This is a genomic window from Desulforhabdus amnigena, assembly GCF_027925305.1.
GTDB lineage: Bacteria > Desulfobacterota > Syntrophobacteria > Syntrophobacterales > Syntrophobacteraceae > Desulforhabdus > Desulforhabdus amnigena.
Genome location: NZ_BSDR01000001.1, coordinates 3,875,299 through 3,887,758 on the forward strand (window position 1 = coordinate 3,875,299; position 12,460 = coordinate 3,887,758).

Annotated in this window: 10 protein-coding genes and 1 riboswitch; of the genes, 1 reads left to right on the forward strand and 9 read right to left on the reverse strand. The window is 53.5% G+C overall.

Annotated features, from left to right (window positions below; translation table 11 throughout):
- Positions 1 to 3 precede the first annotated feature (3 nt).
- The 8 genes from QMG16_RS16510 to QMG16_RS16545 form a co-directional block, all read right to left on the reverse strand.
- Entirely contained in the window at positions 4 to 660 is a 657-nt protein-coding gene (locus tag QMG16_RS16510; protein ID WP_281796008.1) for an exosortase C-terminal domain/associated protein EpsI, read from the reverse strand.
- Between the two features lie 63 nt (positions 661 to 723).
- On the reverse strand, positions 724 to 1,632 hold the full coding sequence (gene xrtA, locus QMG16_RS16515; protein WP_281796009.1) for an exosortase A: 909 nt from the start codon (positions 1,630 to 1,632) through the stop codon (positions 724 to 726).
- Positions 1,598 to 3,124: a DegT/DnrJ/EryC1/StrS family aminotransferase gene (locus QMG16_RS16520; RefSeq protein ID WP_281796011.1), complete on the reverse strand. Its 1,527-nt coding sequence runs from the start codon at positions 3,122 to 3,124 to the stop codon at positions 1,598 to 1,600. Before QMG16_RS16520 ends, xrtA begins: the two co-directional genes overlap by 35 nt.
- Before the next feature lie 18 nt (positions 3,125 to 3,142).
- Positions 3,143 to 4,840 carry a type VII toxin-antitoxin system MntA family adenylyltransferase antitoxin gene (mntA, locus tag QMG16_RS16525; RefSeq protein WP_281796012.1) on the reverse strand — a complete coding sequence of 566 codons (1,698 nt, stop codon included), beginning with the start codon at positions 4,838 to 4,840 and terminating at the stop codon, positions 3,143 to 3,145.
- A gap of 161 nt (positions 4,841 to 5,001) precedes the next feature.
- Positions 5,002 to 5,466 carry an REP-associated tyrosine transposase gene (locus QMG16_RS16530; RefSeq protein WP_281796013.1) on the reverse strand — a complete coding sequence of 155 codons (465 nt, stop codon included), beginning with the start codon at positions 5,464 to 5,466 and terminating at the stop codon, positions 5,002 to 5,004.
- Between the two features lie 161 nt (positions 5,467 to 5,627).
- A complete protein-coding gene (locus tag QMG16_RS16535; RefSeq protein WP_281796015.1) occupies positions 5,628 to 6,758 on the reverse strand; it encodes a DUF3473 domain-containing protein in 1,131 nt (376 codons plus the stop codon).
- A 4-nt stretch (positions 6,759 to 6,762) separates the two neighbouring features.
- Entirely contained in the window at positions 6,763 to 8,703 is a 1,941-nt protein-coding gene (locus QMG16_RS16540) for an exopolysaccharide biosynthesis polyprenyl glycosylphosphotransferase (protein WP_281796017.1), read from the reverse strand.
- Positions 8,704 to 9,225: 522 nt separating this feature from the next.
- Entirely contained in the window at positions 9,226 to 9,987 is a 762-nt protein-coding gene (locus QMG16_RS16545) for an IS5 family transposase (protein ID WP_281792066.1), read from the reverse strand.
- A gap of 94 nt (positions 9,988 to 10,081) precedes the next feature.
- Between QMG16_RS16545 and QMG16_RS16550 the strand changes: the two genes are divergently transcribed.
- The gene (locus QMG16_RS16550) at positions 10,082 to 11,218 is read left to right on the forward strand and encodes an IS630 family transposase (RefSeq protein ID WP_281792982.1); all 1,137 of its coding nucleotides are present in this window, start codon (positions 10,082 to 10,084) and stop codon (positions 11,216 to 11,218) included.
- Positions 11,219 to 11,297: 79 nt separating this feature from the next.
- On the opposite strand, the gene nusG is transcribed toward QMG16_RS16550, so the two are convergent.
- On the reverse strand, positions 11,298 to 11,798 hold the full coding sequence (gene nusG, locus QMG16_RS16555) for a transcription termination/antitermination protein NusG (protein ID WP_281796018.1): 501 nt from the start codon (positions 11,796 to 11,798) through the stop codon (positions 11,298 to 11,300).
- Between the two features lie 511 nt (positions 11,799 to 12,309).
- A riboswitch (cyclic di-GMP riboswitch) is annotated at positions 12,310 to 12,400 on the forward strand.
- The last annotated feature ends 60 nt before the right edge of the window (positions 12,401 to 12,460 follow it).

Consider the following 12,460-nt stretch of genomic DNA (forward strand, 5'->3'; position numbering starts at 1 on the left):
ATATTACCTTTCTTCCGGCCAGTAATGGGGCAGGAGGGCCAGAACCGCTGCAGCGAAGTTCTCTATACGTCCGGTCACTTCCTGGAGGTCCTTTTCTTCGGCATCGGCCGAAATCCTGACAAATGCCCCGTCGTTGCGGTTCCGAAAAACCCTTCCGACAAAGCGTTCGATGTTTTGCTGGAATCCCGATGACAAGACCTTGTCTCCGTCCGATTGGTACCAGTGGAGAATGGTTTCGTAGGACATCCCCTTTTGGGCGACGATGTGATTGACCGTGACGCTGGAGGGATAGCCTTTTGCCTGCAGGGTTATTTCCTCGTCAGAAGCGATGCCCCAGCCCGCGCCGGGAAGGCAGCCATAGGGATTGTGCGGCGTGCGGCCCCCTTTGGCCGTCCCGTAATACCCGATGTAGAGGTCTATCCGTTCTCCGGTTTCGTTGACATAGTGGCGGTAAACATGCCGGTCCGCGTTTAGTTCTTTGTAGACCGATTCGGAAAAGCGGTCTTCCATGCCCTGATAGCCATCGATCGACATGGGCAGGTTTTCCAGGTTGGTCCGGATCACGACGGGCTCGCCGCGCCGCGCGATCACGAGGGTGACCGCCAGGGTTACGATGAGCACGCAAAGAGAGGTGAAAAACGTTCTTTTTTCCATGTGCATGGAGGATCCGACCTCTTCAATTGTTGATGACGTTGCGCCCTTCCATGGAGCGTGTGGCAGTTCTCAGGAGGAAGGGGAAGCTTCATCGACTGGTTTTTGCCTCGAAAGCAGGAGGTACTCGGAGAAGAGCAACACAAAGCCGAAGGCGAAGACCGCGAGCCCGGAAAACTCGTGGAGGAAGCCCCGAGCCACTCTGTCCCCATAGAAATGCGCCAGGATGCCGGTCCCCGTCACGCGAACGATATTGGCGAACAGGGCCAGGGGGACAGCTGAAGCCACGAGAATGGCTCTTTTTCGCCAGGATCCCTTCAGCATGTAGGCCAGGATGACGCTCAGCATGGTGTAGGACATGATGGAGCGGATGCCGCTGCAGGCTTCAGCCACTTCCAGTTGCGTTTGAGCGAAATAGACCATATTCCCTTCGCGGAAGACGGGAATTCCTATGGCCTGGATGAGAAAGGTCGAGACCTTGGTGGCGAAGAGTTGCAGGGGAAGAGCGGCGATGCCAAGAACCGTATCGGGGACAGGGACCATGAAAAACAGGAAGAAGAGCGGGAACGCGAGGGTTTTGAAAATCTCTCTTCCATAGCAGAAAAGCACCAGGCCCATGAGGGATGTTACGATCATGAGCCGCGCCGCCACTGCGATTCCACCGGCATAGGAGAGAAGGTAGAACCCCAGGGAGAACACGAGGACGGCGAAGCCCCACCATGAGGTGGATAGGGGCACGCTGCGAAGTTCGTCCTTTTTGCTCCAGGCAAAGTATGCCGCTATGAACGGGACCAGTATCCCGTGGGAGTTGTCCGAATGGTTCAGCCAGGTGTTTGCCAGCGACGGATACACGGGATAGAAGACGACTCCCAGAAGAGCCAGCAGAATGGGGAACTGAAGTTGGGAGAGGAGCCCTCTTTGGGGGCTTTCCGGGGCGTTTGATTTTTCAAGAGAGGTGGTCGTTTGCAAAGCCTGATCCATCTGCACCTTGTGTGCGATAGTGTGCGTTTTGGGTGGGTGTATGCATCTCAAGGGCCTCTGACAAAAGCTGCGTGATGCAGTGCCTATCGGCCTCTGTAAGGTACGGGTGTGTGGGGAGCGTGATGAGTTCCCGGGATGTTTTTCGGGCGGCGCCTACGGGGAGGGTGGGGTCCGTTTCAAGCTCCGGGATGGCTGTGACGGCGTCGGGGTAGCCGGGCATGATGCCGAGGCCTCTCCGGCGGCTTGCCTCCAGGATGGCTTCTCTTTGCTCCATGTCGGGGATTCGCACGGGAAAGCGGATGAGGCTTTCTGAGTCTGAGTTGGATATACATGAAGGCAGTAGTACATCGCAGCAGAAACATTCCTCCTGTCTGTAACCTCCTGAAGTCCCCCTTTGAAGGGGACACGGGGGATGTATTCTTGCTTGTACACCCCCCTTGCCCCCCTCGAGGGGGGAATTGAAGCGTTCTTTGCCCCTCTCCGGGGGGGATTTATATCGTTCTTTGCCTTCAGCGAGGGAGGAGTTGAATTGTTCGATAGAGTGAGAACTTTCGCCACCTTGTACTGGCCCGTTTGACTGGAAAAGTCGAAACCAGTGAGCCGTGTTGCGGCGGCGCACATGGGTGAAGTGTTCCAGGGTTTCCATCCAGCGTATAGCGAGCCCGGCCTGGAAGCCGCCCATTTGGCGCATCTTGAAATGCGGTTCGTAAAGGGTGCGCCCGAGCTGCAGAGCGGGAATGGATTTCGGCAGCCAGAAGAGGGCGGGGTTTGCGAAGACGCGAAGAAAGAGCGACTTCAGGATCAGAGCGGCTTCTTCGAAAATGGTGTACTGCGGCAGCGTTTTCGAAAGTTTTTGAATTTCGGCCGCCAGGTCGTTCCGGTCGGTGAGGAGGATGCCCCCTTCCACCGTGGAGAGGGCCTTACCGCGCCCGAGACTGAAAAAGGAGATGTCTGAAAGAGTGCCGAGTTTTTTGCCTCGACTTATCCCTCCCATGGCCTGGGCGGCGTCTTCGATGACCGGGATGTTCAAAGGCTCTGCCAGCTCCTGAACTCTTGCCACGTTCGCCGGGATTCCAAAAAGGTGGATGGCAAGAATGGCCAGGGGAGGCGCTGCGGTTTTCTTGTTGCCGGTTGAAGAAAGAATCGTGGGGAGCTGGCTGTAGTCGTAATCGAATGTTTCCGGGTCGATGTCGCACGGGCGGACCTTGAGGCCGGCCCGGGTGACGGCCGATGGGACCGAGTAGCATGTGTAGGCCGGGATGACGACTTCCGTGCGCTCGGGGTAGAGCTTATGGAGCCCCTGGAGGATGAGGGTCAGGGCCGTTTTTCCCGAGGAAACCAGGAAACAGTGCCGGGCGCCGAAAAACTCCTTCAGTTCCCGCTCGAAACGGTGAAGGGCTTGCTCACCGTTCATGAATGCCGGGATTCCCGAGAGGATGTCTTTCCAGGCGAGCGGGGCGGCGGCAGGGGGGAGGGTTCGTCCGATGCGCATGGGTTTATGGAACTGTCCTCAGAGGGAAATGTGCCTGCGGATGAGAGGTCCGATCCAGCGGGTGAGGGGGACCGGAAGTTTTTGCCAGTATGTGATGGCCTTGTCGAATTTTGATTTGTCGTTCAGCGGCTGTGCCGTTTTCTTTCCATTGAGAGAGAGGGTGTACCAATATAAGGGGGAGGGGCGGGCTCCCCACTGTTCCTTGAAGCGGTAGGTGCCTTCCCCCGGCGTGGAGCGGCCGAAATCGAAGGCTTTGTAGCCCTTTTCGCAGGCGTATTCGAGCATGGTCCAATAGAGGAGCATGTTCGGGCTGAGATGCCCGTATTCTTTTAGGGAAGATGCCCAGGGGTTGTACAGGGTGTTTTGGAAGCCTACTACAATGCCGGCTGCCAGGGGGGTGGAGTTCCTCGATACGACAACCACGCGGGCCTGGTCCTGGAATTCGGTCAAAACCTGCCGCATCAGCCGGGGAGAGTGCACCGGGGAGCCCAGGTCTCTCATGTTCACCAGGAAGATTTCATAAAAATCCTTGAGAAGCTCCACTCCGCCGATTCTTGCGGAGCACCCTTCTTTCAGGGGCTTGCGGATCTGGCTCCTGAGTTTGGACTTGAAAGAGCTCATGAGCTTTTCGGAGGAATCGGGCAGTTCCAGGAGCATGCGGACTTTTTGGGTGCCGGCGGCAACGTGAAGCGGTGCGGCGCTATGGTTCTCAAGATGCAAGGAAAAAGATGCCGGCGCATCATCGGTACTGGCGGCACTGGCGGTTTGCACAGTCTTGAACGGTTCTGTCTGGCGGAGTTCGATGCAGTCGACGCCGAGTTTTTGGCCCAGGTGCACGGCCTCGCAAATAAGGCGCTGTTCCGTCTCCTGGTCGTCGGCGAGGATCCCCGACAGGTCCAGAAAGGGAAGGGAGACCAGTCGCTTTCCAAAAACGGGATGCCGCATGTGCACCAGGGCGAGAACGCCAGTTGTTGGGTTCGCCGGGAATGCGTTTGCTGCGGAAGAAATGCTGTCCGGTGGCGGGTTGATGGGTTTTTCAACCGGTGACTCTGATGGGGATAATGCTGCCAGGTTCGGACGATCTTGCTCTGAATCGGGTTTACCGGCAAAAAGGTAATGGCACGAATGCCCGTAGGTTTTTCGAATGACCTCGTTCCATTGGGGAAGATGGTAGGCTGTTCCCCCCCGGTGATTTGCAATATAGTCGATCCAGGAGGAGCGCTGTGTCCGGCTGAGGGTTTGAACCGAGAAGATTGGGAGGTCATTGCTTTGAAGCTTTAATTTCAAAGCCAGGTTTTTGCGGTAGTTCCTGAAATACTCCTCCCGTTGCCGCCGAAGTGGGGCCGAGTCGAGATAAAGCTTCCAAGCTCTCAGTTTGCCCATTTGGAAGAGATCTTTCTCTTTTTCGTAGAGGAGTATCCCTTTGAAGAAAATCTCGTGCAGGAGCAACGGGTCTGTTTCCGGGCCCAGCACCACCAGGTCTATGTCTAAAGGCTCGAAAATCCCACCGAGTTCGAAAATGAGGTCCAGCTTGGGGGCTGTCGCTCCCCGCGGCATCTGCACGGCCACGTCCACATCGCTGCGAGGATGCATGCCACCCGTGACGAAGGAGCCGAACAGGATGAGGAGTTCGATGCCCATTTTCTCGCAGAGGTCGCGAATCGCGGCAGTCTGCTCAGGTGAGAGCCGTTCTGGAAGAGGTGAAGCAGGGCTCATTGAGATACCTTTGGTGAGCTGAAAAGCCTGCCCCAAATTCGGGGAGTCTGCAAATTCCGGGATTCTTATGCTCGCAACGGTTGATCATTGTATCTTTGTAGGAGCGGCTTCCAGCCGCGACTTGAGAGCTGCGACTCGACTGATTGAATATCATCAAACCCTCACACCTCATAAGCACAATACCAGTGGGGATATTCTTTGAAATGTTCGACCAGCCCTCTTCTCACAGGATTCTGAAGGCAATAATTCACACGATCCAGCAACTCATCATCGGTTCTGATGGCATGATCGTAATACTGAGGTTCCCACAAGGATCCCTCTCTCCTGAACAGATCGTTGATCTTGTTGGATGTATAACTTTTAAAGGAGTGCATCAGCGAGGGGAGAGCTGGATTTTGAAGCCGTGCCACGAAATGAATGTGATCCGGCATGACCATGGCGGCTACCAGCTCGATTTTGCCTTGCTCGTTCAGCCACCGAAGAGAGTCCAGGATAATCTTTGATGCAATTGGATCGGAGAAGAGCGGTAGCCTGGTTTTGGTGCTTGTCGTGATAAAGTACGCATAGCCGAGTTGTGAAAAGCGACCTTTCCTGAGATTTCTCTGATGAGCTTCTCTGTTTGTCATAAAACCCTGTCGCGGCTGGAAGCCGCTCCTACAAAACCATTCACAAAACTGTCCACATCACAAAATCATCCACAAAACCTTTTCTACAAAATCGTTCCTACAAGGTTGTTCTTACAAAAAGATCCTGTAAAGGGGTTACAAAGGCGAGGGGCAGGCTCTTATTACTGTCGATTCAAAAGAGCCGCACGCAGGGACGTTATGGTCTGCCCGCGCAGGAATTGCCGGAGGCGGCTTTCCGTTTTATGTAAGTTCAGGTAATGGCGAAAACTGGACCGGGTGGAGAGGCCTTTTACTCGAGGTTGTTCGGGGTCCAGTTCCCATGGGTGGAGGTAAAAGATGAAAGGGGAACCGGTCTGCCTGACGGTCCGGGTTTGTGCCCAGCGGGTGAACCAGAGGGGAAAAGCCCGGAAGTAGCCTCCTCCTGCGACGGGGATGTTCTGGCCGAATATTCTCAGGGTGGAAAGGGGGAACTCCAGCAGGTTCCATGGTTTGTTTGCCCTTGCTGCCATTGTGTGGGATGGCCCCGGGGGATGTGTTGCGCTCTTGTGTTGAACCGCTTTCCCCTCATCCTGGCCCTCTCCCTGAGGGAGAGGGGAATAAGGAGCACGACATGCACCCGGACAATGCGGAGGGGGCGTACTGTAGAGGGGAAGAGAATTGCATGCAGCGCCGGTGCTGAGGGGCGAGCTGCATGGACCGGGTGCCCCAATGCTTTCGGGGAGCGGCAAGAATTCCGGCGTTCCCCCTCCATTGCACGAGAAAACAAAGGGAACGCGCGGCGCATGGGGCATGCCGTAGAGGTCGTGGTGCACCGGGAAGACGCTGGAGTCGTAGAGGAAACCCTCTTCAGCCAGGATTTCCAGCGCCCAGAGGTTTTTCCGGGTGATGGAATAGCTGGGGGCCCGGTATCCCACGACTTGCCGCCCCGTGATGTCTTCCAGGATGGCTTTGGCCTTTCGGATGTCCTGCCGGAATTCGCCTGGAGTCATTGCCGTGATCATCTGGTGGTCGTAGCCGTGACAGGCCACTTCATGACCTCGGGAATGGATTTCCCGGATCAGGGCCGGGCAACGCTCGCCCACCCACCCCAGGCAAAAAAAAGTGGCGCTTTGAAGGGGGCTGGAGGCGCCAGGTGCGTGAGACCTGGAGGCGGCTTTGTCGAGGATGTCGAGCACCCTGCGGGTGTTTTGTTCCACCCGCAGGGGGTACCGGCCCCAGTCCGCCCGCTTCACGACTTTCGAAAGGGCTGCCACCATGAAGTAGTCCTCCACGTCGATGGAGAGAATCATCATGGGCTCAGCGGGCCCCGTCGCCCAGGAGAATGACTCCCACGGTCTTGAGGGCGATTTTCAGGTCCAGCAGGATGGACATGTTCTTGATGTAGTAGAGGTCATACTCCAGTTTATGGAGCGAATCTTCCACGGACGCCCCGTAAGGATAGTTCACCTGCGCCCAGCCGGTGACGCCTGGTGTCACGCAATGGCGGACCGAGTAATAGGGGATCATCTTGTCCAGTTCCTTTACGAATTCGGGGCGTTCGGGGCGGGGGCCTATGAGGCTCATTTCACCCTTGAAGACGTTCCAGAGCTGTGGAATTTCATCGATCCTGAGAAGCCGGATCCATCGGCCCACGCGGGTGACCCGCGGGTCCCGCCTGGATGCCCATTTGACTCCCTTGGCTTCGGCGTTTTCGAACATGGACCGGAACTTGACGATGGAGAAAATACTGCCGAACTTTCCGACCCGGGCCTGGCGGTAGAAGACCGGCCCGGAAGAGTCCAGACGAATCAAGGCGGCCGTCAGCGCCAATAAGGGGGTGGAGAGGACGAGGATCAGGCTCGAAAAAATGAGATCCAAAAGGCGCTTGATCTTTTGAACATATTCTTTGGAAAGCAGGTAGAAACCATCGGCGTAGAGGAGCCATTCATCCTGGATGTATTGCACGGGGACGCGGCCCGTCAGCCGTTCATAGATTCCAGGCATTTCAAGGACTTCAACGCCGCCCAAACGGGCATCGAGAATCTGACGGATCAATTCCTTGTTGCCGTTTCGCGGCGTGGCAAGGATGGCCGCTTTGGCCCAGACCTGCCCCATGATGGTGCCGATCTGTTCCGTGGGGCCGAGAACCATGGCGCATTCGATTTTTTTCCCTTGATTGGACGGATCGTCATCCAGAATTCCGCGGACTTCGTAAGGTGAGAGGGGACTGTTCAAAAGCCTGCAAATGGCCTGGCCGCATTCCCCGGCGCCAACCACCAGTGCCCTGAGCCTCGATCGGGTCCCCTGCCAGAGGGACGAAAAAAGGATCCGCCAAGATACCAGCAGCAGGGTCAGAATGGAAGCCTGTGCCAAAAAGAGCCCACGCCCCGCATACGACGCTTCGGGAATGATGTAGAATGCGAGTCCGCAGACGAGTGTCGCCAAGATCGAAGCCGACAGGATTCTCACGATGCCGTCGTAGCATCGAAAGGACCGGCTGACGTTATACATGTCAAAAATGTACAGCATACAAGGGTAGAAAAACATTGCAAGCATCAGCGTTCCCCATTGGAGTGCCGATGTTTCGAAGGGGACACCGAACCGTAGCCATGAGCCCAGGACAGTGGATGAAAAGATCAGGCTCATATCTCCGGCAAGCAGCAGGAGTCTCTGCTTCGTGAAGCCGTGCTCGATTTTTCCTTCAGCGGTGGTTTTACCCAGGGAACCCTGAACATGACTCGTTTCGCCCGCAAAGTGTTGAGTCTCTGTTAGCCCCCCCTCTTCCCCGTTTTCTCCGACCAGGGAGAGATTGGCCCTTTTGCTTTCCTGGCGGGCTTTGAATGGCGAAGCATTGGGAACTTTCGGGTATGCTTCGAATTCGATCTTGACTTTGCTTGCCTGATTGAAATTGAGCAGCTTCAGGAGGTTGCTGTGTATCTTCTGATGAATGCGCGACTCAATGGCATGTTCCGGAGCTTGACGAATCTCTGTGAAAATGACTCCGATGGATTTTTCGTTTTTGTACCAGCCCTTGATGTCTGTATCTCGTGTGACCTTGCCGAGGACAAAAGCGATTTTTTTGAAAAGGTCTAAAGATTCCCTCTCATCGAGGCCCTCTGCCGGAGTGATGCGCATCAGCAGGAAGGGCCTGGATGAGCGTTCGGATCGCCTCGTTTCAAGGTGCAGCATCTCTTGAAACTGTGCTTCGTTATAAATGCCGAGAAGGGGATCGGTCGTTCCGGCGATTGCCGTCTCCAAAGAAGGATTGTCCTCCTTGCCATTTAATATGCTTCTTAACGTGGGTAAGAGCATTTTCACTTTCCAATTTGGCCTGGGATGCTGAAAATCGAAGGGGGGCAATCGGGCTTTTTTTATCCTGTTTTTATCCGCAGATTATGCAGATTTTCGCAGAACCGGGTTTGGCTTCAGGACAGGCTACCGCCATTAACTGTACAATGTCTCCCGTACAATTTCTGCAAACGCTGCAATTGAGAAAGCTGCCGAACACTGATGGTTTCGCAAAAAGTTCCGAAAGGTGTAATTTCGTCATTCCGGCGAAAGCCGGAATCCAGTGTTTTTAGTGGCTTACACAACCCATGGATCCCGGTTTTCACCGGGGTGACGACTTTTTATGAATCCATCAACACTAGCTTACTGTGTTCTTCCTGCCAATCAGGAAATTCCTGATTTTGATCCCATCATTTTTGCCGGCACTGGCTAAGTACTCCAGCGCGATAATTACGCAACCAGATTTGTTCAACCCTAGGTTCTGTTGACATTTCACCTCAACCAGATGAGAGCTGCGACAAAGCCAAGAAAGCCCAAGAAGCTTCTGTCGAGCTTGTCGAATCTGGAGAAAATGCGTCTGAAATGTTTGATCTTGCTCATAAAGCACTCGATCAGATGTCGTTCGCGGTAGCGGCATTGGTCGTATTCGCGGGGCTCTTTGCGATTGGACCGGGGTGGAATCACAGCAGTAGCTCCAGATTGGGTGATCGCCTGGACGAAGGCATCCGAATCATAGCCCTTGTCTCCCAGTGCATGAGCGAAGGTGAAGCCCTCGATAAGAGCCGGTCCCTGTTCGATGTCACTCTTCTGACCGGGAGTGAGAATGAACCTCAGGGGATTTCCCAAGCCATCTACCGCTACGTGGATCTTGGTGGAAAAACCTCCTCGGCTGCGCCCGAGAGCCTGTGTCTCTTGTCCACCGGATCTTTTGAGGGCTCCGGCAGCACAGGGATGGGCACGAACAATGGTGCTGTCAAACATGAAGTTCTCCATATCGGGATCATCTATGAAGTGCTCGTGCATTCTGGAGAAGATACCCTTGTTACACCAGCGGGCGAATCGTTTATAGACACTGTTCCAGTTACCGAATTTCTCCGGGAGCAGTCTCCACTGAGCACCACTTCGTGTAATCCAAAGGAGTGCCTCAATGAAAAGACGGCAATCACCTTCTTCTCCTACGTAAACATCCACACAGGAGCGAAGGAATTGGAGGATCTTCAACCATGTTTCATCTTGTAGTAGTGCTGTTGACATCTATTAATTAGAACCCAAATGTCAACAGAACCTAAGAGGTTCCAGGCATGTTAAAATTAAATAAGAAGGCAACAAACAGGAGAGGAGTACAACCATGCCTGGACCTCAACACAAATACTGCATCTACATTCCTCCAGAGAAACGGAAAGTATTGAAACATCTGAGAGTGAGCTACACAAAACCCTATGCGGAGGTTGTAAGGGCTCGTATCCTCCTCCTATCGCATGAGCACCCGGAATGGAGCATCCGGCAGATCGCTGATGAAGTCGGATGCAGGCCATCCACCGTTAAGAAGTTCCGCAACAGATGGGTCAATGAAGGTAGCCTCAAAAACCACCCCCGACCCGGAGCCCCAAGAAAGCATCCTTCTGCCGTGAGGGCTCAGATCACCTTGTTGGCCTGTTCGAAACCGTGTGATCATGGCAAGCCATGGCAACGCTGGTCTGGAGAGAAGCTTTGTCAAGTCGCCAAAGAAAAAGGAATCGTCAGCCACATTGCCCCGAGCACTATTCGTCTTTGGCTGAAACAGGACAAGATCAAACCCTGGCAATATCATCTATGGCAAAAATCTCCTGATCCAAAATTCGTTGAGAAAGCGTCTCCAGTCCTGGATCTCTATGAGAACGCTCCCCAGTTGTTCCAGCAGGGTGAAGCTTCCGTTTGTATCGATGAGAAGACCTCCATTCAAGCAAGAAGACCTCTTCACGAGACCAAACCCGCCATAGCCGAACACCCCGTTCACGTGGCATCCCGATACAAACGGATGGGAGCATTACAGCTGTTTTGTGCTCTTATCGTCGCCAATGGAATCACCTTCGCCCGTACCTTCGCTCGCAAGCGCTTCGCGGAGTTCAAAACCTTTCTTCTGAGTTTCTTTTCTTCAGCCATTGTCAAGGGATTCAAGGTTATTGATCTCATTCTGGACAATGGCTCTACGCATGCACCCAAACAACTGGGCAAATGGATTGCTTCTCTCAACCTTTCTTTTAATGTTCGTATCTACTGGCTTCCCACATATGCCAGTTGGCTCGATCAGGTTGAGATCATCTTCAGTAAGGTTACAAGGGATGTACTCACTCCCAACGACTTCAACGACAAAAAGGAGCTTTCACAAATGCTTATGGGTTACTTTGATGAGCTCAACAGACATCCAAAACCCATAAAGTGGACCTATACGAAAACAAAGCTCGTGGCCAAGTTCGCTCCAAAATCCGTGCAAATGGCCGCGTAATTAGTGCGTTGGGGTACTAAGCACCGGACGGAAACCCATTGTACAGTTTAAAAATATCGAAAAAAACCGGGCTGCCGCGTCATATTTTCGCGACCAGTTGTCTCGGCAGCTCCACCCTGGCGTGAAGTTCCAGGTTGGTCAACAGCACCATGACCCTTTCGTTTGGCTTCATTTCAAAGAGAACTTCGCCGTCGAGTCCCAAGAAGGGTCCGTCTTGAACGCGGACCTTGTCTCCGGCCTGCAATTTGGGTTGATCGAAAACGATGAAGCCGTCCCGCATGTGGTCTTCCATGAAATCTATGATGTCCATGGGGACTTCATAGGGGACGCCGGCCCGGTTGCCGACCAGCCGCCTGACTCCGCGCGTGTACCTGACGAGGTGGAAATGCCGCTCCGGTTCCAGTTTGCAAAAGATATAGGAAGGGAATAAAGGTTCCTGAACATCCCTCCATTTGGATCTGAGAAACTTTTTCCTGCGAATCTTGGGATTGAGCACTTCGATCTGCTGCAGGTCGGTGAGCTTGGTACTGACAGCATCCTCATGCCCTCGCTTGACATAAATGCAATACCAGTTTCTCATTTTCCGTTTCCCATCCGCCTCTTATCGAGTCAAAAAATCCCGTTCGCCAATGACGGTTCTTTTCATCGCATGGGCCGCTTCTTTATTCCGCTGAAAAATTCATTCTCTGACGCAGTTGCTTTGTATATCGGATGTTCTTGTTTGTAGCTTTAAATATATACCACAAAAAATCGTAAAAGGGGATGAGTACAGTTCTTTTGTTGGATCACCAAAGTTATTCATGCCGTTCCATGATCTCCCGATCTCCAAGTCCGACCCTCTCTCCGTGCCCTCTGTGGTGAAGATTATTAAGGGGGGTTGCAAAAGATTCCGTTTGTATATTTGCTGTTGATAATAAATAAAAATTTTTAATGCGGCAATATTAAATCTATTTATTTTAATACTATTAATAAATTAAGAGATATAACACAATGTTTATCAAATCGATCGGGGGCGGATTCCATAAATTCGCTCATGTTTTTTGGATCGAATGCCGACGCATCACAAGGAAATGAGCAGGGATTAAAAATTCTCCCGAAAAAGGCAAACCGCTCGAAAGGGCGGGACGCAAAGCCACTGGCCTAAGCTCCGGTTTGACGGGGTAGGGCGGCAGGGTTGCCGAGGAGATACGGCATCTCCAGAAGGGCTGTATCTCATGCGGCTCTGATCATTTGTATCGAGTG

Bases quoted from the DNA above. Each gene is read 5' to 3' on its own strand.
- QMG16_RS16535 (WP_281796015.1), bottom strand. From the start codon at position 6,758: ATGATGATTCTCTCCATCGACGTGGAGGACTACTTCATGGTGGCAGCC.
- QMG16_RS16520 (WP_281796011.1), bottom strand. From the start codon at position 3,124: ATGCGCATCGGACGAACCCTCCCCCCTGCCGCCGCCCCGCTCGCCTGG.
- QMG16_RS16550 (WP_281792982.1), top strand. From the start codon at position 10,082: ATGCCTGGACCTCAACACAAATACTGCATCTACATTCCTCCAGAGAAA.
- QMG16_RS16530 (WP_281796013.1), bottom strand. From the start codon at position 5,466: ATGACAAACAGAGAAGCTCATCAGAGAAATCTCAGGAAAGGTCGCTTT.
- nusG (WP_281796018.1), bottom strand. From the start codon at position 11,798: ATGAGAAACTGGTATTGCATTTATGTCAAGCGAGGGCATGAGGATGCT.
- QMG16_RS16510 (WP_281796008.1), bottom strand. From the start codon at position 660: ATGCACATGGAAAAAAGAACGTTTTTCACCTCTCTTTGCGTGCTCATC.
- xrtA (WP_281796009.1), bottom strand. From the start codon at position 1,632: ATGGATCAGGCTTTGCAAACGACCACCTCTCTTGAAAAATCAAACGCC.
- QMG16_RS16545 (WP_281792066.1), bottom strand. From the start codon at position 9,987: ATGTCAACAGCACTACTACAAGATGAAACATGGTTGAAGATCCTCCAA.
- mntA (WP_281796012.1), bottom strand. From the start codon at position 4,840: ATGAGCCCTGCTTCACCTCTTCCAGAACGGCTCTCACCTGAGCAGACT.